The organism is Inquilinus limosus, from assembly GCF_002195995.1.
Taxonomy (GTDB): Bacteria; Pseudomonadota; Alphaproteobacteria; order DSM-16000; family Inquilinaceae; genus Inquilinus; species Inquilinus limosus_C.
The window spans coordinates 1-23,105 of record NZ_NHON01000079.1; the positions used below are offsets into that span (position 1 = coordinate 1).

Annotated in this window: 14 protein-coding genes; 8 read left to right on the forward strand and 6 right to left on the reverse strand. The window is 71.4% G+C overall.

The features are described 5' to 3' along the window. Positions 1–39: 39 nt before the first annotated feature. The 4 genes from BWR60_RS27950 to BWR60_RS27965 form a co-directional block, all read right to left on the reverse strand. Positions 40–5,784, reverse strand: coding sequence for an alpha-2-macroglobulin (locus BWR60_RS27950; protein WP_088155181.1), 5,745 nt, complete (start codon positions 5,782–5,784; stop codon positions 40–42). Beyond that, positions 5,784–10,925, reverse strand: a complete 5,142-nt coding sequence (locus BWR60_RS27955) for a hypothetical protein (protein ID WP_088155183.1) — start codon at positions 10,923–10,925, stop codon at positions 5,784–5,786. The genes BWR60_RS27950 and BWR60_RS27955 overlap by 1 nt, the downstream gene beginning before the upstream one ends. A 278-nt stretch (positions 10,926–11,203) precedes the next feature. Continuing rightward, on the reverse strand, positions 11,204–13,159 hold the full coding sequence (locus BWR60_RS27960) for a DUF5054 domain-containing protein (protein WP_088155215.1): 1,956 nt from the start codon (positions 13,157–13,159) through the stop codon (positions 11,204–11,206). A 27-nt stretch (positions 13,160–13,186) separates the two neighbouring features. Continuing rightward, positions 13,187–14,233 (reverse strand): LacI family DNA-binding transcriptional regulator, encoded by a 1,047-nt coding sequence (locus tag BWR60_RS27965; RefSeq protein ID WP_218823714.1) that lies wholly within the window; start codon positions 14,231–14,233, stop codon positions 13,187–13,189. A 230-nt stretch (positions 14,234–14,463) separates the two neighbouring features. Between BWR60_RS27965 and BWR60_RS27970 the strand changes: the two genes are divergently transcribed. The 6 genes from BWR60_RS27970 (at position 14,464) to BWR60_RS27995 (ending at position 20,672) form a co-directional block, all read left to right on the forward strand. Then, positions 14,464–15,825 carry an extracellular solute-binding protein gene (locus BWR60_RS27970; protein ID WP_088155187.1) on the forward strand — a complete coding sequence of 454 codons (1,362 nt, stop codon included), beginning with the start codon at positions 14,464–14,466 and terminating at the stop codon, positions 15,823–15,825. Between the two features lie 160 nt (positions 15,826–15,985). Beyond that, positions 15,986–16,897: a carbohydrate ABC transporter permease gene (locus tag BWR60_RS27975; RefSeq protein WP_088155189.1), complete on the forward strand. Its 912-nt coding sequence runs from the start codon at positions 15,986–15,988 to the stop codon at positions 16,895–16,897. A 1-nt stretch (position 16,898) separates the two neighbouring features. Beyond that, the gene (locus BWR60_RS27980; RefSeq protein ID WP_088155191.1) at positions 16,899–17,723 is read left to right on the forward strand and encodes a carbohydrate ABC transporter permease; all 825 of its coding nucleotides are present in this window, start codon (positions 16,899–16,901) and stop codon (positions 17,721–17,723) included. Positions 17,724–17,733: 10 nt separating this feature from the next. Further along, entirely contained in the window at positions 17,734–18,843 is a 1,110-nt protein-coding gene (locus tag BWR60_RS27985; RefSeq protein ID WP_088155193.1) for an ABC transporter ATP-binding protein, read from the forward strand. Then, the gene (locus tag BWR60_RS27990) at positions 18,840–20,291 is read left to right on the forward strand and encodes a CehA/McbA family metallohydrolase (protein ID WP_088155195.1); all 1,452 of its coding nucleotides are present in this window, start codon (positions 18,840–18,842) and stop codon (positions 20,289–20,291) included. The genes BWR60_RS27985 and BWR60_RS27990 overlap by 4 nt, the downstream gene beginning before the upstream one ends. Before the next feature lie 84 nt (positions 20,292–20,375). Further along, positions 20,376–20,672 carry a hypothetical protein gene (locus BWR60_RS27995; protein ID WP_088155197.1) on the forward strand — a complete coding sequence of 99 codons (297 nt, stop codon included), beginning with the start codon at positions 20,376–20,378 and terminating at the stop codon, positions 20,670–20,672. A 15-nt stretch (positions 20,673–20,687) separates the two neighbouring features. Here BWR60_RS27995 and BWR60_RS28000 read toward each other — a convergent pair whose 3' ends face one another. Continuing rightward, positions 20,688–21,239, reverse strand: coding sequence for a DUF4142 domain-containing protein (locus tag BWR60_RS28000; RefSeq protein ID WP_179221979.1), 552 nt, complete (start codon positions 21,237–21,239; stop codon positions 20,688–20,690). A 153-nt stretch (positions 21,240–21,392) separates the two neighbouring features. On the opposite strand from BWR60_RS28000, the gene BWR60_RS28005 reads away from it, so the two are divergent. Both BWR60_RS28005 and BWR60_RS28010 read left to right on the forward strand, forming a co-directional pair. Then, positions 21,393–21,581 (forward strand): DUF3008 family protein, encoded by a 189-nt coding sequence (locus BWR60_RS28005; protein ID WP_034835350.1) that lies wholly within the window; start codon positions 21,393–21,395, stop codon positions 21,579–21,581. A gap of 9 nt (positions 21,582–21,590) precedes the next feature. Further along, positions 21,591–22,538: an ABC transporter ATP-binding protein gene (locus tag BWR60_RS28010; protein WP_088155201.1), complete on the forward strand. Its 948-nt coding sequence runs from the start codon at positions 21,591–21,593 to the stop codon at positions 22,536–22,538. 27 nt (positions 22,539–22,565) lie between these two features. Here BWR60_RS28010 and BWR60_RS28015 read toward each other — a convergent pair whose 3' ends face one another. Further along, positions 22,566–22,862: a hypothetical protein gene (locus BWR60_RS28015; protein ID WP_088155203.1), complete on the reverse strand. Its 297-nt coding sequence runs from the start codon at positions 22,860–22,862 to the stop codon at positions 22,566–22,568. Positions 22,863–23,105 lie beyond the last annotated feature (243 nt).

The window sequence follows — 23,105 nt, forward strand, 5'->3', positions numbered from 1 at the left end:
CTATTTTGGGGATGGCTGGGGGCGCTCATCGTCGTTCGCTTACGGGCTGACGACGATCCGGGCGCCGGCGCTGGCGCCGTAGACACCGGCTCGGTACATCATCTCGGCCTCGCCCGGCGGCTGGATGAAGCTGCCCGCCACCTGCGCCCGCATCCGGAAGCGCAGGGTCAGCGTGCCCTTGTCCAGCCGGTCGTAGAACACCCGCACCTCGTCGTCGCCATAGCTGGCATAGCTCGGCGGCACCGACGGGGCGGCGGAGGGCACGGCCTCGGCCGGCGCGGTTGCCAGGTTGGGGTTCAAGGGCTCGAAGCCGGCCGCGATCGGCAGGCGCAGGGCGACCTGGGTGCGGGCCTCGGGGTTGACCAGCTCCGCCACCTCCTCGACCACCTCGCCGGCGGCGATATGGATGGCGCCGTCGCCGCCCGGGTCCAGCCGCTCCAGCGGGCCATCGGCCGGCACGCGGTACAGCTGCCGGGTCAGCACGAAACCGTCCTGCACCGGCGTCGCCTCCGACCCCGGCGCCTTTGGCAGCCAGCGTGCATCGCCCAGCGCCACCACCGGCTGGCCGCCCTGGTTGGACACACCGACCGGCCCGGCCTGGTCAATGCCCCAGCGCAGCACCGGCGCGTCAGGCCCCAGCGTCCCGGTCTTGTCCCCGCCGGGCAGGGCGGCGGCGACCGGCACCGACCCGCTCGGCGCCACCCACGCCGCCGCCAGGGCGCGCAGCGCCGCCGCATCGGCATTGGTGCTGCCCCAGCCGGAGCCGTCGCCGAGGCCGATCAGCCCGGTGCGCAGCACGCCCGCCACCGGATCCTCCGGCGCGGCCTTCGCGACCGCCAGCAGGACCTCCGACAGGGTCCGGGTCTCCGACGGCAGCACCATCGGGTTGGCCGGGCGATCCTGCAGCCCGGCATAGACCGTGCGGCCGTCGCGCGACAGCATCCGGACACCGGCCTTCACCTGGTCCAGCAGCCCGGCGACCCGGGTCGGGTCGGCGTCCGGCTCGGCGGCGACCACCGCCGTCACCTGCGCCAGCGATTCCAGCGGCAGCAGTGAGGCCCGGCGGCTCAGCTCCGCCAGATAGGCCGGGTCCGTGGCGCCGCCGGCGGCCAGGGCCGACAGGGCGGCGACCCGCTCGCGGATATCCTCGCCCGTCAGGAAGCGCGGATAGTCCGAGCGCAGCGCCTGCTTCAGCACCTGGGCCAGCCGGTCCTTCAGGGCGGGGTCGACGGTCTCGCCCGCCTGCTCGGCCCGCACCAGGAAGCCATAGGCCGCGGCGGTCAGCAGCACCGAGCCGCGCGACTTCGGCCAGAAGCCGACCAGCCCGTCCTCGTCGGTGGTGCGGATGATGCTCTGGATCGCCTTCTGCACATCGGCCGAGATGCGGTCCTGCAGCCCGGCCGCGGCCAGCACCGGGGCGTAGGGCTTCAGCGCCAGCTCGGAGCTGGACAGCGCCATCACCTGCTCGGTGCAGCCGAACGGATAGTCGGCCAGGGCGTTCAGCCCGGCGACCAGCCGCACAAGGGCCGGGTCGGCCGCCAGCGCCACCGAGGCGGAGTAGGAGCCGGGGCGGACGTCGCCGGGCGCGGCCAGCAGGTCCTGCTTCGCGCCCGGCGCCAGCTCGACGATGCGGCGCTCGCGCAGCGGCGGCCGGTCCGGCCGGATCGGCAGCGCGATCTCGACCGCGTCGCCGGCCTTGTCGGCATCGCGCTGCAGCAGCAGGCGCAGCTTCGCCGTGTCCTGGCCCGGCGCCGGGTCGGGCACCGAGACCGGGAAGCTGATCCTGGCCGGCCGGTTGCCGTCCCAGGCAAAGGCGCGGTCCTTCGACCCCTGCACGGTCAGCCCGTCGACGCTGATGCCGGCGCGGCCGGAGCCGCCGGGGCCCTCGACCACGCGGCCGACCAGCCCGGCGTCGAAGCTGTCGCCCGGCCGGACGAAGCGGGGCAGGGCCGGCTGGGCCACGATCGGCTGCCGCACCTTGACCTCGCCGGTGCCGAATCCGAAGCGGTCCGGCCCGCTGGTGACCACGGCGCGGATCTTGTAGACGGTCAGCGTGTCCGGCAGCTTGACCTTGACCTTGGCGATGCCGTCCGGCCCGACCTGGACATGCGGCAGGTAGATCGGCACCGGGTTGAAGTTGCGGCGGACGGAGATGTTCTCCACCCCCCATTCGTCGGTCGCCTCGTCGCCGCCCGGCACCTCCTCCAGCGGGATCACGCCGAAGGCCATGTTGCGGGTGTCGCGTGCCGCCATCTGCGACATGCGGGCGACGATGAATTTGGGCAGCGGATCCAGCGGCTGCTCTTTGGCCAAGGACAGCACCGCCTGGTCGACCATCCAGAAGGTGGCCTCGCCGGCCAGCGGCTTGCCCTTCAGGTCGGCCAGGTGCAGTGTCACCTCGATCTCCTGCGCCGGGCGGGCGCTGGGCGGCGCGTCCAGCGTCACCGCCACCTGGTTCTCGACCGGGGTGACCTTGACCCAGGCGGTGGTCGCCAGCGTCACCGGCTTGCCCTGGTCGAACGGCGCGGTGGCCGCTTGGCCGTCGCCCGGCAGCCGCCCGCGCATGATCAGGAAATGCACCGGCAGCCGCGGCATCTGCGCCTTGCGCACCGGCACGGCGTAGCGGCCGAAGCCGTTGGCGATGTCGACCCAGTCGTAGCGGAACTGGCCTTCCGGCTCCTCCACGATCGCCAGCGCGCGGGCGGTCTGGAACGGGCTCTCGATCACCAGAGTCGCGGTCTCGCCGGGGGCGTAGGCGTCCTTGTCGGCGGTGACGGTGACGTTCTGCCCCGGCGGGCGCGACCAGGTCACCGGCGTGTCGCCGGCGGCGAACAGGTCGACCTTTACCGACTGGCTGCGGCCGATCTTGTCGGCGGCCTCGACCGAGACGATGTAGACCCCGGCCTCCGGCAGGGCGAAGTGCAGCGCTTGGACGTCGGCGGTGGAGGTGACCTTGCGCTCCTCGATCGTCTCGTCGATCACCTGGGTGACGTATTTCGCCGAGCCCTGGCTAAAATCGCTGGCCTGCAGCACCGAGTTCCAGTTGCGGTGGATCAGCTTCACCGTCATCTCGACGCCCGGCAGCGGCTTGCCGGCGGCGTCGACCGCCAGGATCTCCGGGTCCACCGCATCCGCCTTGGGCAGGTAGCGCGGCACCTTCAGCCCCAGGGTGAAGGGCGGCAGCGCCACCACATGCTGGGTGCTGCGGATCTGCATGTCGTCGTCGCCGGTCACCGTGGCCTCGACCACGTAGCGGCGCGGCTGGGCGGTGGGCTCGATCGTCGGGTCCAGCGTGATCTGGGCCGACCCGCCGGCATCGGTCTTGCCGTCCTGCTGCAGCACGGGGGTGGAGCGGAACTCGTGCTCGCCCGAGAAGCGGGAATCGCTGGAGAACTGGAAGCCCTCACGGCCCGGCGGGGTCCAGCTGTAGGGGAACTGCGTCACCCGCCACTTGATCGGGCGGTCGGCCAGCAGGCCGCCGGCGAAGTAGCGGGCCAGCAGCGAGACTTGGATCTGGCTGTCCAGCGGCGCCGAATCCGGGCCGTTCAGCAGCACCTCGAAGGTCGGAAGCTTGTAGGCCTCCTTCTTGAACGGCACCTGGCCGCATTCGTCGCCGTCGGGGTCGACGAAGCGCACGCTGTAATCGCCGGTCGCCTCGGTGGTCTCGTCGAAGCGCTGGTAGAAGCCGCCATTGCCGTCCAGCGTCACCGGCATCCGCCATTCCTGGTCGTCCGGGCCGTTGACCACGACCTCGCCCTTGCCGTTGGCGAAGGACAAGGCGCCGCCGAGATAGGAGCGGACGAAGCCGCGGATCTCCACCGCCTCCTCCGGCCGGTAGATCGGCCGCTCGGTGAAGACATGGCACAGCATCTGCGGCCGCTCGCGCCGGGCCGCGACGTCGCCGAAGCCCCAGGCCAGCCAGCTCTCGTCCGGCTTGGTCCAGTTCTCCTGCGCGTATTGCGCCGGGCCGTTCTCCGGCTCCAGCACCAGCGTGTCGGTGCCCTTGGTCACGACGATGCGCCGGATCTCCGGCTCGTCGGCATAGGCGCCCTTCGGCGCCCAGGTGAAGCCGCCATCGGCCCCGGTGACGCCGCGGGCCAGGGTGACGAACTGGTCGTCGCGCACGCCCTCCAGCCGGATCTCGGCGCCGTCGACCGGCTTGGCGCTGTTCAGCGAGGTCACGGCGAAGCGGATGCGCTGCGGCTCCTCCACCGTGGACAGGGTCAGGTCGGTGACCTGCAGCCGCAGCCAGCGCCGGTCGGCACCGTCCACCGGCCGCAGCCCGACCATGTAGGTGCCGGGCTGGCTGGCTCCGGCGATCTTGGCCAGCAGCGGCTTGAGGTCGAGGCCGAACTTGGCGGAGACGCCGCCGCGCAGCGACGGCAGCGGCACCAGCTCGGACACGGCGGGAGAGCCCAGCGCGGCGATCCGTTCCGCCATCGCGTCGCGGTCGATCGCCGCCGCGTCCTTCCAGGGCGAGGGCTCGTTGCCGGCCAGGGGCGGGGTGGTGTCGTCCTGGGTGGTCAGGCCTTCCGCCGGGAACGGCCAGAAGTCGCGGCCCAGCGGGTCGATGCGGTGGATGCGGATGTCGGCGCGGTCATAGCCATGGCCGCGCAGCGGCACCATCTGCGGCCCGAACCGCTCGCTGATGCCCTGGCCGGCATCCCAGGCCAGGGCCGGCAGGTCGGGCGGGAACACGAAGCGGGCATTGGTGGCGGGGCCGGACAGGGGGCGGCCGCGCACATCCTTCAGGCTGCCGGGGTCGATCCGCAGGGTGTAGACCATGTCCGGCAGGAACCGGCCGGTCAGGGTCAGGTCGCGGCCGTCGGGCTCCAGCGCCAGGTCGTCCACCGCCGGGGTGATGCGGAGCACGTCGCGGGCGCGGACCACGTCCAGCGCCTCCGGCTCGTTCGAGAAGCGCAGGCGCAGCCGGCGCTCGCCGGTCGGCTGCGCCTCCTCGCCCTCATAGGGCGTCGGCTGGCTGCAGTGCAGCACGCCGTCCTGCAAATCCTGCTGGAAGCTGCGGCCGCAGGACGCGTCGGTGACGGTGAACGGCGCGGCGCTGCGCAGCCGCAGCTCGAAGATCGGGTCGTCCAGCCCGGCGGCGTCGGACAGGCGCAGCCGCAGGATCGCCATCCGCCCGTCCGGGATCGGCTGGCGCAGGGTCACGACATAGCCCTGCTGGGCGGTGCGGTCCGCCCGCTCCAGCGCCTTGATGGTGAAGTCCTGCGACGTCAGCTGCTGGCTGCCTTGGCCGTCAAAGCCGGGCAGGGGCCGCAGCTCGATGGTCAGCAGGCGCGCCAGGGCCTGGACGTCGACCGGGTCGGCGAAGGTCAGGCCGATCGTGTCCAGGTCGGCGATGCCGTCCGGCTGGTCGGCCGGGCTGGTGGCGACCGGCGTCGGCAGCAGCGGCACCAGCGTGGTGGCGTGGCCGGCGGAGGTGACGGTGACGCGGCGCAGCGGCTCCCACGGCTCGGCCGGGCGGAACTGCAGCACACGCGGCCCCAGCCACTGCCAGGCGCCGGCCTGGTCCGGCGACAGCGTGGCGAATTTGGCAGGGTCATCCTCCGCTCCGCCGTCGCGCGGCCCGGCGTCATGGTCGAAGAACACGGTGACCGGGTCCCAACGGCGCAGGAACTTCTCCGGCACCACCTGCACGCCGTCGGCGCGCTGGATCTGGTCCATCGTTGCCGGCGGGGCCGTGTTCGTCTGCGCGGCGGCCGGCGCGGCCAGCGGGGCGGCAACCGAGGCGAGCAGGGCGAGGATGAGGGGAAGGCGGGTCATCACTTGCCTCTCGCATTGGTCGCCGGGGCCAGCCCGGCCAGGTCCAGATAGCCACGGATCACATCCTCGGGCGGCCCGCTCGGCCGGGCCGTGATGCCGACCACCGCCGGCCGCACCAAAGTCGCCGGGGCATCGGGCGGCACCTGCGCCTCGATCAGATAGCGGCCGGGCGCCAGGTGGCGCATCTGCACCACCCCGTCCCCCAGGGGCTTGCCGTCGGCGTCCAGCAGCCGGACGCGGGCGCGGTCGGGCTCGGCCCGGATGCCGATGCCGATATCGCTGTCCTTCTCGACCGTGAAGCCGAACAGGGCGGTGCCGCCGGACGCGACGGTGACCGGGTCGCCGACGCCCTCGGCCAGCGGCGCGATCGGCGTCGACACCAGCTCGATCGAGCCGGACAGCGGCCCGTCCTGCGGCGAGAACAGATGCAGCAACGATGCATCCTGCAGGTAGCGATGGAACTCGGCTCCGGCCGGGAACAGCTCCGGCGCGTCGCCGTCGGCGGCCAGGATCACCGGGGCCGTTGTGCGGGCGGTCAGCAGCGCCGGCTGCGGCGACTGCACCCGCAGGGTCATGGCCTCGCCAGCCAGCGGCAGGATGCCGGGCAGCGGCGCGTCCTGCAGCTCCGGCTGCGGCCAGGGACCGTATTCGGCCGATTCCATCCAGGCGGCGACCAGGCCGGCATCGTGGCGCAGCACCACCAGGCCGGGACCGGTCAGCTGGATCCGGCGGCCGCTGGCGACATGGCCGTCGCGGCCGATCACCGTGGCATCGGCGGCGCCGGCCACGATCAGGCGGTGGCCCGGGCCGGTGCCGGCCGGCAGCCGCAGCAGCACCGTACCCTCGGCGCCGAAGAAGCGCTTCAGCACCCGGTCGATCGCCAGCGCCGGGGCGGGCGACGGGTCGGGGATCTGCGCCAGCGAGACGGGCGCGGGCCTGGTGCCGGTGTTGACCAGCAGCAGGTCGGTCCAGGCGCCGTCCAGCGACCAACTGGCCGGCGCGTCGCCAGCCCAGGCGGTCTCGGCATCCGGGCCGCGCCAGCCGGCGATGATGGCGACGCCGGCGGGCAGATCCAGCCGCAGCCGCTTGGCCCCGGCGGGCAGGGTCACCGGCAGGGCGCTGCCCGGGGCCAGCGTGTCGGACAGGTCGGAATCGGCGCGGCGCTCGGCGGCCAAAGCGAGGTCCAGGCCGGTCAGCTCCAGCCGCAGGGCACCGGCCCCGCCGGCGTTGCGGATGGTCAGCGGCGTCGTGGAGGCGCCGAGGGCGAAGGCATCGCCTGACGCCACGCCCATGCCGAGCCCGGCGTCGAGGCCCGGCTGCCCGTCGCCGGAGCGCGCCAGCCAGGCCCGCAGCCGGCCGGGCTGCGCCGTCGGCGGCGGCAGGGTTGCGGCCTCACCGGTGGCGAGGTCCAGGATGGTCGGGCGGGACGGGTCGGCGGCCAACGGCGCCAGTGTCAGCCTGGCCGGCGGCGCCGTGCGGCCCAGTAGCCACAGCCGGTCGGATTGCGGCGCCAGCACCGGCGCGGTCAGCGGCCGCAGTGCCTGGCCGGGGGCGGAGCCCTGCCACAGCCCGCCATCGAGATCGGCGCCGTCGACCCGCTCCAGCCCGGCGCCGGGGGCGGCGACCAGGGTGGTGGCCAGGGTCTGCGGCAGGCCGTCCAGCGCCAGCGGGGACAGGGCGACCGCGCCGGGCTGCTGCGGCTCGGCCTCGACCAATCGGGCGGCGAAGCGCACCGGCTGGCCGCCGCCATCGACGGTCCAGACCGAGGCGCGCCATGGTCTGGACGCATCGCCATCGGCCGGCACGGCGACGGCGGGCGCCAGGCCCCGATCGATCGCCACGCTGGCCCAGCTGCCGTCGGCGCCCTGGCGCTCCAGCGCCAGCATCAGCTCGGCGGAGGAGTTGGCCGCGGCGACCATCAGGCTGCCCGCGGTCGCGGCCGGCATCACCAGCCGGTGCACGGTCGGCCCGGTCAGCTCGACAGTGCCGGAGGGCTGGGCCGTGGCCGCGGCGCTGTCCTCGGCGGGCAGCGATAGCCACAGCTCGGTGGTCGGGCCGGACCCGTCGCCCGAATCCTCCAACTCGTCCGAGTTGTCGCTCGAGTCATCGCCGGAGCTCGAGGTCGTGGCCGCCTCGACCCGAGCGAGCTCCAGCGTGTAGCGGCCGGCCGGCAGGTATTGCGACGCGGCGATGTTCCAGTCGCCGTCGCGGTCATCGAAGCGGCCCAGCACCTGGCCCTGGGCGTCGCGCAGCACGGCCTTGACGTCGATGCCGCCGAAGCTGGTCAGGCTGACCACCCGGTCGGTGGCGATGCTGAACGGCACGGTGGCCGGCAGGGTGATCTCGCGCACCGTGTCCAGCTGCAGCTCGTCGGTGTGCAGCGACAGGGTGTAGTCCAGCCGGTCGTTGCGGCCCAGGCTCGTCGCCTCGACCCGGTACTGCCCGGCCGGCAGCGCGCCCTCGAAGCCGGCGCTGCCGCTGAACCGGGCCACGGGCGCGGCGTCGGGCGTGTCCAGCCGGCGCAGCTCGGCGACCATGCCATCGCTCAAGCTCAGGCTGGCCTTGGCCGGGCCGGCGAGGGTGAAATCCCATTGGTCGGGCGTGCGCGGGTCCTCGCGGCCCGCCGGCTCGCGCCACTGGAAGGTCTGGTCGGCGTCGAAGGGCAGGGGATGCGGGCCGTGATCTTCCAGCGCGACCTCGGGCTCGATCCTGGTCAGCCGGGCCACCACGCGGGTATCGACCGCCTCGGGCAGGATCATCAGGCGATAGCGGCCGGCGGCCAATTCCTGCTCGGTCCCCGACAGGTCGCCGGCGGCCAGCAGCGGCCAGCCTTCGGAATCCTCCAGCCGGGCGGTGAAGCTGCGGTCCAGCCCCAGGATCTCCAGCCGGTACGTGCCGTCGGCCGGGATCTCGACCGGGAACAGGATGCCGCTGCCGGCGGGCAGGGCGGCGCGCACGGTGCCGGCGGGCACCAAGGCGGCGCCGGGCAGCATCGGCGTGGGGCGGGCGGTCAGGCCCAGCCGGCCGGCGCCGTCCTCGGCCTTGGCGGTGACCCGGTAGCGGCCGGCCCGCAGATAGTGCTGCAGCAGCATGTTCTGGCCGGCGCCATTGGCCGAGGCATCGCCCAGCGAATCGATGAAGGCGGTGCCGATCGACCCGCTGGTGCGCAGCCGGCCCAGCGTCTCGACCCGGTACAGGCCGCCATCGGCGACGGTCAGGGCGAAGCTGCGCTCGGCGTCGCGGTCCAGGTCGAACCAGGCCGGCCTGCCGGCTTGCAGCGCGGTCAGCGGCGGCGGCGGGGTGACGGCCGGGTCCGGCAACGGCGCCGCGGGTGGCTGCCAGGACAGGATGACGGTGCGTGGCTTGTCCGGCGCCGGCAGGGTCAGGTCGGCGCCGGTGGCGCTGGCCGGGGCCGGCCCGGGCTTCAGCGCGGTGGTGCCGACCCCGACCTCGGTCTGCAGCAGCGTGCCGTCCGCCGGATGACTCAGCGAGAGGCTCAGCGGCTCGCCCGCGCCCTGGGTCACGGCCAGCGGCCCGTCGGCGAGGTCGAGCGGCCAGCGCCGGGCCGACAGCCCGGTCCGCGCCTGCGGGCCGCTGTTGGCGACCAGCCGCAGGGCCTGGCCCTCCGCCAGCGCTTGTCGGCCGAAGCCGACCACCGGATCGGCCGGCTGGATCGGGGCGTTGTCCCGCGGCACCAGCCCGGGCGGCCCGACGGTCAGATCGAGGATGCCGCTGGCGCCATCGATCGGCTCCAGCTTCAGCACATACCAGCCGGCGGCCAGATCCCAGGACGGGGTGGCGCCGCCGGTCCGCGCCGCCTGCGCGCCGCCGCTGGGGACGGTCATCGTCGGCCGGATGGCCGGGCCTTCGCTGCGCAGGGCGATCGGGCCGTCGGCGGTGACATGCAGCAGCAGCGTGCTGGGGCCGCGCAGGTTGAAGCGCTGGCGCCAGGCCGCGCCCGGGCCGACCTGCGGCGCGTTGCTGCCGAGCGTAACGGTCGGCTTGTCCTTCTCGGTGCGGAGCAGCGCCAGTGTGGCCGGCAGCTCGTCGCCGCCGAAGCCGGCGGTTGGGGCCGCGACCCACCAGTCGCCGGGATTGGACACGCTCGTGCTGGCCGGCGTCTCGATCGCCCGCAGCTGGAAGGCCTGGCTGGCGGCGCCGGTCAGCTCGACCACGCGGTCGCCGGGGGAGTCCGATGCGGCCGCCGAGGCCGAGGTCGCCGGCTCGCGGCTTTTCCTGTCGATCGTGCCGCCGGAAACGGGGCTCGTGCCGTCCAGCACCCGCAGCCCGGCGGGGACGGAGCCGGGCAGGGCCAGGCGGAACAGACGGGCGCCGCCGTCGATCCGGTACAGGTCGCGGCCGAACGGTCCGATCGTGCCGCCGGCCCAGCCGGCCAGCAACGCGTCCGAGGCGCCGAAGCGGATGTGGAAGGGCTGGCTCGTGTCGCCGTCGGCCCAGGTCGCGGCCGGGCCGCCATAGGCGGTGACCAAGTATGTCCCTGGTTCCAGATTGCCCTCGAAGACGACATCGGTCATGGGGTGGCCGGCCACCGGCTCGATGGTCCGCTTGCGCCCGGCCTGCGGCACCAGGTCGGTGCCGTTCCGCCAGAACCGCAGATCGGCCAGGCTGCGGCCCGCGGCTTCCAGGCGCAGGAAGCCCGGCACCTCGACAGCCAGCCAGAAGGAACGCTGCTGCAGGTCGGCCAGCGGCGCGCTTTGCACCTCGCCGTCGCGGGGGCGCAGGGCCGGCGCCTCGGCCTCGCGGAAGGGGGCGACGGTCAGCGCGGCCTCGCCCTCGGCCCCCTTGGCGCCGAACAGCCGCAGCTTGTAGGTGCCGATGTCGAGCAGCACGTCCAGCCGCCCGTCGGCGACCCCGGCCTCGCCGGACGGCTCCGACGGGCCGGTCAGCATGTCGACCAGCTGGATCGCCACGCCGCTGGGGCTGCTCACCCGGATCGAGAACCGGCCGGGCTGCAGCACGCGCAGCAGCGTGTCGTGTTGGCCTGCGGCGGGAAGCTTGTCCCGGTCGACGGTGGCGGACGCGGCCACGGGGGCTGCAGGGATCGCGGTCTGCGCCAGGGCCGGCGAAGCGGCCAGGGCGGCCATCAGGCCCAGCAGCTTGATCCAATGACGGGCATTCATGGTGTCACCCCCCCAGTCCGGATCGTCGGACTGCCTCGACACCGCAATTGTTTCAATAGGATTCGTGGCATTTCGATGATCATCGGCGTGCTTTTTTGCTGGCGGATCGGATAACGGAAGCCATGGCGGCATCGTCGGCCCAGGGTCTGATCGAGGGGCGATTGTCCGGGCGGCCAGCCTTCGGCGTTTTCCGGCGATCTATGATTTTCCATAATATATATTATCCGACTAAAGGATATCGGTCCGGGGGCGGCAAACGCCGCCTCCCCGGCGGTTTCTCAGGCCGTCAGCCGCAGGTGGAACCGGAACGGCAGCGTGCCCTCGCACCACATCGGGAAGTTCGTGCCCCACTTGTTGTTGTGCAGGTTGATCCGTACCCCGGCGGAGAAATCCGGCAGGCCCGAAGCGAACGGCATGAAGCGCGCGCCGGCCGGCGCCGCCAACGGCGCGTCGAGCGAATGGATCGACAGGACATGCCCGTCCGTCCGGCGGCCGCGGATGCCCGACACGGCCTGGAGCTGTCCGCCGCCCTTCGGCGTGATCCGGTCGGCCGGCTGCCACAGACCCATCTTGCGGAAATCCCAGCCTTCAATATCAGTCGGCATGACGCTGAGAAAGCTGGCCTCCGGCATCCGGTTCGCCGGCTTGTCGCGCAGCACCAAGACGAGGTCGAGGCCATCCTCCGCCGCCGCGATCCGCAGCTCCGCCCGGCGCGGCGCACCGAAGACGACGCGAGCGTCCTCCGGCATGTCCAGCATCATCGTCAGGCCTGATCCGTCCTGCGCCAGCCCAGCCAGGCGCGGCCGCCAGACGGCGGAGCGCGCGGTCCGTGCCCGCTCCAGCCCCGGCTTGCCGTGATCGAGCAGCGCCCATTCGATGCGCTGCGTCAGGTAACCCCGCATATGCGCGGCGACATCGGTGGCGTCGTAGCTCTCGTACGCATAGGCGATCAGGCTGCCGCCGATGCCCTCCAGCACGCGGCCGTCCGGCGCGGTGAGCTGGGCCACGGTCCCGGTCGTCCCGTCGATGCCCAGCCGCCAGCCGCCAGCCCGGGCCTCGATCAGGCCGCTGCCCACCGGCGCCGTCGCCACGGCAGGATCGGCCGGCCGCAGCTTGGCCAACGCATCGTCCGCCGCCGGCCGGTCGACCGGCGACAGCGCCGCCAGCGCCACGTCAAGATATCCGCGCTGCTCGGCCCAGGAGGTCTCGCAGAAGCGGAATCGCGGGTCCTGCCGCCGCGCCGCCTCGAACTCCGGCCGGTCCCAGGCCGTCTCGTCGCGCAGGAAGGTCTTCACGTCGACGCCGCAGGTGTGCTCCGCCACCATCGCCAGGCGCCGGCCGAAGGCCAGCCGACCGGCATCCAGCCCCTCCTCCGCGAACCGGTCGTAGATCCGCTGCAGCGCCAGGAACCGCGCCGTCTTCTCCGGATCGCTGGCGCTGCCATGGATCCAGCTGTCGCCGACCTCGCGGTCGACCACCGGGAAGCGCTCGCGCTCCGGCCAGATCGCGGCGGCAAAATCGTCCAAGGTGGAAGCACGGACCACGGCACCCGGATTTGCTGCCCGCACCTCGCGGTGGCATTCCGCCGCCGCCGAGATGCCCTGCGGCCCGACATTGTCCGAGGTGTGGGCGAAGCTGAGCCCCTGCCCCATCCCCTCCGGGAAGAAGGTGGCGCCGTAGCTGCTCTGGTAGGCGACCAGCACCTCCTCGCCCGACGGCGCGCGCCAGCGGAACAGCGGCGGCACCTCCGGCAGGGTCGAGGCCGAATTGACACCGATATGCAGGAAGCGGATCCCGGCCTCGGCCAGGAGCGGCACGATGCCCAGCGGGTGGCCGGGCACGTCGGTCATCTTGGCGGCGATGGTGGTGGTGCCGAAGCGGCGGTCCAGCTCCTGCGCATAGGACATCCCGGCGCGGAACAGCGCCGGCGACATCAGCTCGGTATGCGTGGTGAACGGCAGGCCGTGCCAGCGGATCAACCCGCGCTCGATCGCCTGCTCCAGCCGCCGCACTTTGTCGCTTGGCTGGGTCTCGAGATGGTCCCAGATCAGCCAGGCGCCGGTGGTCCAGACGAACATGCGCTGCGCCGGGTCCTCGGCGAAGAAATGCTCGCCGGTGTCGATCGCGCGCGGGATGAACACCTCATGGTATTCCCGCCGCACCGCCTCGGCCAGCTGGGTGAAGCCGATGTCGAGATGCGTCTTGAAGACAAGGTGGATCGTCCGGCCGGTCATCGTCTCATCCATGGTGGCGCGATGGGATCAACCCACGGTGCTGCGGACGACCAGCTTGGTGCGGATCGTCTCGGTCATCGGCGGCGCACCGCGGTTCTGCAGGCGCTGCAGGATCAGCCGCACCAGCGTGGCCACCCGCTCCTCCACGTCGATCTTGATCGTGGTCAGGTCGTAGCTGCGCCATGCGGCCTGATCGATGTCGTCGAAGCCGACGACGCTGACATCTTCCGGAACCCGCCGGCCAAGGGCCTGGCGCAGAGCGTCGAGCGCGCCGAAGGCGCTGACGTCATTGGCGGCGAACACCGCCTCGGCCCCCGGCCCGGCCCGGAACAGCTCGATCGTGGCGTCATGGCCGCGCTGGTAGCTGAAATCGCCGTCCACTACCGCGGCCGGCGGCAGGCCGCGCGCCGCCAACACCTGCTGCAGCGTGCGCAGCCGCGCCGTGTTGGCCTGCGCCTTCGGGTTGCCGGCCAGATAGGCGAAGCGCCGGCGGCCGAAACCGGACAAGAGCGCCACCGCCTGCTCGATGCCGTCGCGCTGCAGCACCCGCAGGCAGTCGAAGCGATGCATCCCGGATTCCGGCGGCGGCCCCGGGTCGGTGGCCTCGTTCGGATAGTCGACATAGACCGGCACCGCCTGGTCGAAGGCGCGGTGCAGCTGGTCCGGCGGCACGTTCTCGGTGAACACCACCACGCTGTCGGGGTTGTAGGCCCGCATATAGGACAGCAGCTTCGGGTCCAGGCTGCGATCGATCCGGGTCTTGAACAGCAGCGTGGCGAAGCCGCGGTCCTGCAGCGCCGTGGTCAGCGCGTCGATCTCCAGGCTTTCCCAGGGGCTGCAGACATGCGGCACGACCACGCCGACCAGATGCGACCGCTGCGTCGCCAGCGCCCGACCGGCCATGTTGGGGACGTAGTTCAGCTCCTCGGCGATGCGCAGCACCAGCTCGCGCTTGTCGGCCCTGAGCGGCGCCTTCGGATTGAAGGCCCGGGACACCGCGGCGCGCGACACCTTGGCCCGGTCCGCCACGATCTCGGCGATGGATTGTCCCCTGGGCTGGTCCTCGCGTGCCACCGGCGCCTCAAATCGACTGAAATCGCTTTCATTCACACTGGGCGGACGATACATGGCTGTCAAGCTTGGCCACGCGCAGATTTGGCTAATTTGTTAGCATTTTAATGATCGTCGGGCAGAACGCTGCAAGCGAACCGATCCAGATTGACGGAAAACTGAAAGCGTGTTCACTTCTGGCCAGAGTTGCATCCCGCCCGAAGGATGCGCCGCCAAGGGGAGGACGAGAGCGCATGACCGCACATCGCCTGGGGAGTCTCGCCGCCGCCGGACTGCTCGCGACCCTGTCCTGGGGCGCGCCGGCACACGCCGCCGACCTGTCGATCGTCTGCCGCTGCGTCGAGGGCGGCGTGAACACCGAGCTGGCGACCTGGATCAAGACCTGGGTCATCCCGGAATTCGCCAAGACTCCGGCCGGCGCCGGCAACACCGTGACGCTGAAGAGCTTCGGCGGCACCGACGAGCAGCTGACGCAGCAGCTGGCGCTCGACTTCTCCACCGGCGCCGGGGCCGACGTCTCCAGCTTCGACGGCTTCCTGATCCCGAGCTTCGTCGAGGGCGGCCTGCTGAAGCCGCTCGACGAGATCGCCGGCTCCGAGGTCGATGGCTGGGACGGCTGGTCGCACATCTCGCCGGGCGCCCAGGCGCTGATGTCCTACCAGGGCAAGCGCTACGGCCTGGCCGAGGGCACCGATGTCCGCGTCATCTTCTACCGCCGTGACCTGTTCGCGAAGGCCGGGCTGAAGGCCGAGGGCTGGCAGCCGGCCAGCTGGGACGAGCTGCTGGCCGCCGCGCGCGCCTTGAAGAAGGCCGACCCGGACAGCTTCCCGCTGCAGATCAACGCCGGGGTGTCGATGGGCGAGGCCACCACCATGCAGGGCTACTATCCGCTGCTGCTCGGCGCTGGCGAGGCGCTGCAGGACAAGGACGGCAAATGGATCACCGGCAGCCCGGCGATCCTGGCGGCGCTGAAGCTGTATAGGACGATCTATGTCGATGAGAAGCTGGGCGACCAGCGGGCCCAGCTGCTGGCTGACGGCCGCAACCGCAGCTTCGCCAATTTCCGCGACGGCAAGACCGCCATGCTGGTCGAGGGCGACTGGTTCTACCGCTCGGTCACCGCGCCGGGCAGCGAGTTCGCCGTAGCCGACCGGGACAGGACCATGGGCTGGGCCAAGATCCCGGCGGAGGCCGCCGGGCGCGGGCTGGACGGGCGCGACTTCGTCACCATCTCCGGCGGCACCGGCTTCGTGCTGAACCCGAACACGCAGAACCCGAAGGAGGCCTGGGCGCTGCTGGCCTTCATGAACAGCCGGGACGCGCTGACCGCCTATCAGGGCTTCGAGGAGCGGATCCGCATCCGCGACGACGTGCCGGTACCGAACTCCACCTTCCTGCAGGACACGGCCAAGGCGCTGATGCCGATCACCACGGCCCGGCCGAACGACCCGAACTACGACAAGGTCTCGGCCGAGCTGCAGCGCATGACCGAGGCCGTGGTCTCCGGCAACGCCACGCCGGAGGAGGCCATGGCTCGCTACGGCGCCGCTGTGAAGAAGATCGTCGGCGAGGCCAATACCGTCGGCAAGGGCTGATGGTGGGGCTCGCCCGCCCTCTTCCCTCATTGTCATTGCCGGGCTTGACCCGGCAATCCAGGGGCCACCAAGAGCCGCTCTGGCCGCTCCTGGATCCTCGGGTCAAGCCCGAGGATGACAAGAAGGGAAAACGGCTGCCGATTCCACCGCAGGCCCACCGATGAACCGCCCCACCCTGCTCTCCGCCCGGACCGGGGCGACCTTCATGGTGCCGGCCGGGGTGCTGGTCGGGCTGTTCGTCGTGGTTCCGTTCTTCTGGATCATCGCGGTCAGCTTCACCAACCGCACCCTGCTGGGCCGCACCGCGCTGCATCCGGATTTCGTCGGGCTGCAGAACTACACCTCGCTGTTCGACGGCGGGTCGTTCTTCGCGCCCGGCGAGTTCGGTGCCTCGCTGATCCTGACCATCCAGTTCGTGCTGTTCTCCGCCCTGATCGGCCAGGCGCTGCTGGGCCTGCTGCTGGCCTGGCTGCTGCAGAATATCCCGCCGGCGCTGAAGGCCGCGGTGCAGGCGGCGGTGGTGGCGGCCTGGATCCTGCCGGAGGTGGTGATCGGCTTCGCCTGGTTCGCCTATCTCGACCGCGACGCCGGCACGCTCAACGGCCTCCTCGGCGCGCTCGGCCTGCCCCGGCCGGACTGGCTCTTGGAAATGCCGTTCCTGGCCATCGTCGTGTTCAACACCTGGCGCGGCACGGCCTTCTCGATGATGCTGTTCTCCTCGGCGCTGCAGTCGATCCCGCCGAGCTATTTCGAGACCGCGAATGTCGTCGGCGCCTCGTCCTGGCAGAAGCTGCGCGACATCGCCCTGCCCTTGATCCGCGGCCATGTCGTGACCGACCTGATCCTGGTGACGATGTGGACCTTCAACGTGTTCACGCCGTTCCTCCTGACCGGCGGCGGCCCGTCCTTCCGCACTGAGATCCTGTCGATCTACACCTACCAGCTGGCCTTCAAGCATTTCGAGTTCGGCCGCGGCGCCGCGGTCGGCGTCGTCATCATGCTGATCAACCTGGCCTTCGCGCTGGTCTATCTCGGCCTGGCCCGGCGCCGCSGGGCCGCGGCGGAGCATTGAGATGCCGCTGCGCCCCCTCCTCCTGCGCATCCTGTTTGCCGGCCTGGCGGCGCTGATCGGCCTTGTCTTCGCCCTGCCCCTTCTGTGGTTCCTGCTGGCGCCGTTCAACGCGCGGGCGGAGCTGGGGCTGGCGGTGCCGGACCCGTTCACCCTCGGCAACTTCGCCAAGGCGTTCGAGAACGGCTTCGCCATGCGGGCGCTCTTGAACAGCCTGATCCAGAGCGTCGGCGGCGTCGCCCTGGTGACCGCGGCGGCGACGCTGGCGGCCTATGCGATGTCGCGCGCGCCGGTGCCGGGCAAGGGCGCCATCACCTATCTGCTGCTCCTGTTCTCCTCGGTCGTCTCCGGCTCCGCCGCCATGGTGCCGATCTTCCTGATCGTCAGCGCCATCGGCCTGGTCGACACGCACATCGCGGTGATCCTGGTCTTCGCCGGCGGCCTCTTGCCCACCGCGATGTTCATCCTGCGCGACTTCATCGACGGGCTGCCGCGCACCTACGAGGAATCGGCGCTGGTCGCCGGCGCCTCGCCGCTGCGCGCCTTCTTCGACGTCGCCCTGCCGGTGATCCGCCCCGGCGTCGTGGTCGTGGCCGTCTGGGCCTTCGTGCAGATCTGGGGCAGCTTCCTGATCCCCTTCGTCCTGCTGCGCAGCGAATCCCGCATGCCGGCGGCGCTGGCGATCTACTCCTACTACTCCGAGGCCGGGACGCCGGTGGTCACCCTGCTCTCGGTCTATGCCGTGGTCTATTCTGCGCCGGTGGTGGCCCTCTACCTCTTCGTCAGCTGGAAGTTCGGCTTCCGCTTCTTCGGCGGGATCAAATCATGAGCGAGATCGCATGGCTTCGGTAACGCTGGAGAAGGTGCAGAAGGCTTTCGGTGATCTCACCGTGGTGCGCGACATCGACCTCGACATCGGCGACGGCGATTTCGTCTGCCTGCTCGGCCCGTCCGGCTGCGGCAAGACCACGACGCTGCGCATGGTGGCGGGGCTGGAGCAGCCGACGGCCGGCCGAATCCTGATCGGCGGCGCCGACGTCACCCGCAAGCCGCCGCGGGACCGCAACCTGTCGATGGTGTTCCAGGACTATGCCCTCTATCCGCACATGTCGCTGGGCCAGAACATCGGCTATCCGCTGAAGGTCCGCGGCGCACCGGTCGAGGCCCGGCGCGGCCGGACGCAGGAGGTGGCGGACATCCTGCAGATCGGCCATCTGCTGGACCGGCTGCCGTCGCAGATCTCCGGCGGCCAGCAGCAGCGCGCCTCGCTGGCCCGGGCCCTGGTGCATCCGTCGCAGGTCTATCTGTTCGACGAGCCGCTCTCCAACCTCGACGCCAAGCTGCGGCTGGAGGCGCGGGCCTTCCTGAACCACCTGCAGCGCGACATCGGCATGACCGCGATCTACGTCACCCACGACCAGGCCGAGGCGATGGCGCTGGCCACCCGCGTGGCGGTGATGGAGGCGGGACAGGTGGTGCAATACGCCCCGCCGCTCGAGGTCTATCGCCGCCCGGCCACCACCTTCGTCGCCGGCTTCGTCGGCAACCCGCCGATGAACCTGGTGCCGGTCGAAGCCATCCGGCATGACGGCGCGGCGGTGCTGGCCGCCGAGGGGATGGAGGCCCCGCCCCTGCCCCTCTGGGACGCGCTGGACCGGGCGATCGACCGCAGCGGCACTCTGACGCTCGGCATCCGGCCGGAGCATCTGCGCATCGCCGGCGACGAGCCCGGCTGGCGCCTGTCCGGCGAGCTTTTCGCCAATGAGGGGATGGGGCCGGAAAGCCTGGTGACGATGCTGCTGCCGGGCGACCGGCGGGTCACCGCCCGGATCTTCGGCGACGAGCCGCTGCGGCTGGACCGCACGGTCCGGCTCGGCTTCCGGGCGGAGGACCTGGCGCTGTTCGACGCCGAGGGCTACCGCATTCCGGGCCCGCAGGAGGCGCCATGACCCCGGCCCGGACACTGGCCGTCCATGTGACGGCCGTGGAAGGTCCCTACCGTCCGGTCCCGGTCGAGGTGCCGCCCGGCACCACCCGGATCGACATCGCGATGGCCTATGCCAAGGCGGGCGACTGCATCATCGATCTCGGCCTGATGGACCCGCATGCCGGCCCCTTTCCCAGCCCGGACGGCTTCCGCGGCTGGAGCGGCGGCGCCCGCGACGGCTTCTTCGTCGCCACCGACGACGCCACCCCGGGCTATGTACCGGGGCCGATCCCGGCCGGCACCTGGACCATCCTGCTCGGCCTCTACCGGGTGCCGCCGGACGGGGCCGAGGTGGCGCTGACCGTCCGGCTCGACGGCGCGCCGCGCCCCGCCTGGACGCCCGAGCCTGCGGCCGAGATTCGCCACCGGGCACCCGGCTGGTATCGCGGCGACCTGCATTGCCACACCCATCACAGCGACGCGCGCGGCGGGCCGGAGCTGCTGCACGAGGCGGCGCGGCAGGCGGGGCTGCGCTTCCTGGCCGTGACCGACCACAACACCATCACCCAGCGCCGCTATTTCGCCCCGCGCAGCACCCCGGAGCTGCTCTTCATCCGCGGCGAGGAGATCACCACCGCCGAGGGCCACGCCAATGTCTTCGGCGCCGAGGGCTGGATCGATTTCCGGATGACCGCGCCGGCCGATTCGCACCGGCTGGCGCAGGCGGTGCGCCGCGCCGGCGGCCTGCTGTCGATCAATCACGACAAGCCGCCGATCCCCTGGCGGCACGAGCTGCCGGCGGTGGACTGCATGGAGGTCTGGCAGTCGCATTGGTTCGCCGGCAACTGGATCTCGCTGGCCCGCTACGACGACAGGCTTCGGGATGGCCGCCGCATCTCGCTGATCGGCGGCAGCGACTGGCATCAGCCGGCGGCGCTGGCCCCGCCCGGCCCGCTCGGCCTCGGCCGGCCGACCACGGCGCTGTGGCTGCCGGAGCTGTCTGAGAAGGCGATACTGAAGGCGCTGCGCGCCGGCCGCGGCTATGTCACCGAGGGGCCGGACGGGCCGCATCTCGCCGTCACCACCGGCGGCGTGCCGATGGGCGGCACCCGTCTCGGCGGCCCCGACTGGACCGTCGAGGCGGAGGTGCGGGGCGCGGCCGGCGACCGGCTGGTCTGGATCGACGCCGGCGGCATGGTTGCGGAGCAGGAGATCCCGGCGGAGGACTGGATAGGCCGGCTGACCCTGCCCTCACCCGACCGCTTCCTGCGCGCCGAGATCATCGCCGTCGCCAGCCGTCCCCGGCTGGAGGCGGAGTTCCTGCAGGCGCTGGACGGCCGCAGCCTGCCCGCCGGCATCACCCGCCAGGACATCGCGGCCCAGCCGCTGCGCCGGGCGCTGTGCAACCCGATCTATGTGGGATCGGCGGCGGCTTCGGCGATCACCGCGGCCAGCTCGTCCGAGGTATAGGGCTTCGGCAGCAGCCGGGATCGCGGCACGCCGAACCGGGCGCATTCCTCCGGACCGGCCTGCCCGCTGGTATAGATGACGCGGATGCCGGGATGGATCGCGCGCACTTCACGGGCGACGGTCCAGCCGTCCGGGCCGGGCGGCCTGCGCCTGGCGGAGACCGACGACCTCGACGCCGCCGTGCTCGACGTCCGTCTCGACCAGGGTCGGCGGGTCTTTCCGGTGGCCCGGATGCTGCAGCGGCGCAGCATCCCCTTCTCCTTCATGACCGGTTACGCCGACCCCGACCTCGACGGCTTCAAGGCGCCGGTGATCAGGAAGCCGCTCGAGACGGACAGCGTGGCCGCCGTGATCGAGCAGCTCGTCCACTCGCCGGGCTAGGAAACGCGCATTGCCTCAACGCAGGCCGGACAGGATGGTCTGGGCCTCGTCAAGATGATGCTGGACGATCGGTGCCAGTTCCGACGCCACCGCCTTCAGGTTGGGATCGCCGCCAGATTCGCTGTAGCTCTGCTGCAGCTTCAGTGCCTCCTGATGCCCCTCCACCTGGCCTTCCATGTACAGGCGGTCGAAATCGGCGCGGGAGGCGGATCGCAGCCCCGCCAGCGTCTCCTGATGCTGCGGATCGAGCGCGGTCGGCAGCGGCGGGCCCAGGTTCGAGGCGGCGACCGCGTCACGGATCTTCCGGGTGGACGCGGTGTGGTCCTTCACCATCATCCGGGCGAAGCCGCGGACCTCGCTGCTGCGGGCCCGCCGGGTCGCGACCTTCCCGGCCTCGACCTCGAACAGATCGCTCATCCCGGCGGTCTGGACGTAGTTGGCGGGATCGATCTGCGACGACGGCGCCAATGACGCCAGCACCTGCTGCGGCTCGCTCTCTCGGCCGCATCCCCCGAGCGCGAGCGCACCCGCGAGGGCCGCGGTGGAGAACACGAGGACGGTCCTCATGGCCGATCTCCCTGTCTGGGACGGACTGTACGATGGCAACGGGGGCGGCGATCCGGGCGTTCCGGATGATGCCGTGACGCCGAATGGCATCGGAACCAGCCCAGGCGGCCTGCTGTTCCCGATTCCGACATCCATTCTTGCGGAGGCCCGGCCATGCCGGCGAAATCGAAGGCGCAGCAGAAGGCCGCCGGGGCGGCCCTGGCCGCCAAGCGCGGTGAGCAGAAGGTCGGCGAGCTGAAAGGCGCGTCGAAGTCGATGTACAAATCGATGAGCGAGAAGCAGCTCGACGAGCTGGCCTCGACCAAGCGCAAGGGCAAGCCCGAGCACGCGTCGAAGAAATAGCCCCTGCCCATGCCTCAGGGGCTCTACCGCTACATCTGGCGGGTCAGCGGGCGGGACCAGATCTTCCTGTCGATCCTGGCCGTGGCGGTATTCCTGCTCGACCTGGTGCCGCTGGAGCTGCAGCGGCGCATCGTCAACGGTGCCCTGGCGAAGCACGCCCTCATGCAGCTCGCCCTGCTGGCCCTTCTCTATGTCGCGACGGTGCTGGCGCAGGGCGGGCTCAAGCTCCTGCTGAACGTCTATCGCGGATCGGTCAGCGAGGCGGCCAACCGGCGGCTGCGGCTGCAGTTGAGCCCGGCCTCGAACGGAGGGGCGGCGCATCCGGCCCCGCGCCGCGAGGGCGTCGACATCGCCATCATCGTCTCGGAGGTCGAGGCCGTCGGCGGCTTCATCGGCGCCAGCGTCTCCGACGCGGTGCTGAACGGCGGGCTGCTGATCGCCGTGTTCGGCTACATGCTGGTGCTGCAGCCCTGGATGGCGGCCGTCGCCGTGCTGCTGTTCTTTCCGCAATTCCTGTTCATCCCCTTCCTGCAGAAGGCGATCAACCGCCGCACCGAGCGGCGGATCCGGGTGCTGCGCCGGCTCAGCGTCGAGATCGTCGACGAGGCCGCGGACCGCCGCGGGCCGCGGGCACACGCGCCCTATCGCCGCCAGGTCGACCGCATCTACAGCCTCAACATGCAGATCTTCCGCCGCAAGTTCGGCATGAACTTCCTGATGAACCTGCTGCACCAGCTCGGCGTGATCGGGATCCTGTTCGTCGGCGGCTGGTTCGTGATCCAGGGGCGGACCGAGGTCGGCACCGTCGTCGCCTTCATCTCGGGGCTGAACCGGGTCAATGACCCCTGGGGCGATCTGGTCAACTACTTCCGTGACATGACCAACGCCCGGGTCAAGTACCGGCTGATCGCCGCCGCGCTGGGCCATCGGCCGACCGAGGTGCAGGCGCCGCCCTAGCTGGTCCCGCCGCACCGCGGGCCTGTGTCAGACCAGCCGGCCGATCGCGTCCGCCTGCTCGGAACGGTCCAGCACCTCCATCAACTCCGTCGGCGAGAGGTCCAGCCCCTCGTCATCCAGCAGCGCGACCACCAGGGTGCAGACCATGGCGCTCTTCTCATTGTCGGACAGCGGCTCGTGCTTGTGCAGCATCAGCTGTCGCAGCCAGATCGCGAGCTCGATCGGCGTCATCCGGCCGTCGCGCACCTGGCCCAGCAGCGTCAGCGTCAGATGGGCGGCGCTCTCGAACTCCAGCACGGCGAATCGATCGATCGGCGGCTTCATGCCGGCGGCATCGCGTCGTTAACGGCCATTCCTTGCGGTTCCAATAGAGAAGCCAATGGCCCGAGACTATCCCCATCATCCGTCGATGACCAGACGCCATCGAGCGAAGTTTCGGGGCCTCAGCGGTCAAGCTTCCGAATTTCCATTTTCGGTCACGAATTCTGGCGACATCGGAAATTTCCTGACGGTAATACGGGGCGAGGCGAGCCGATACTAGACCAAGTCATGCAAAATCTGCCGATG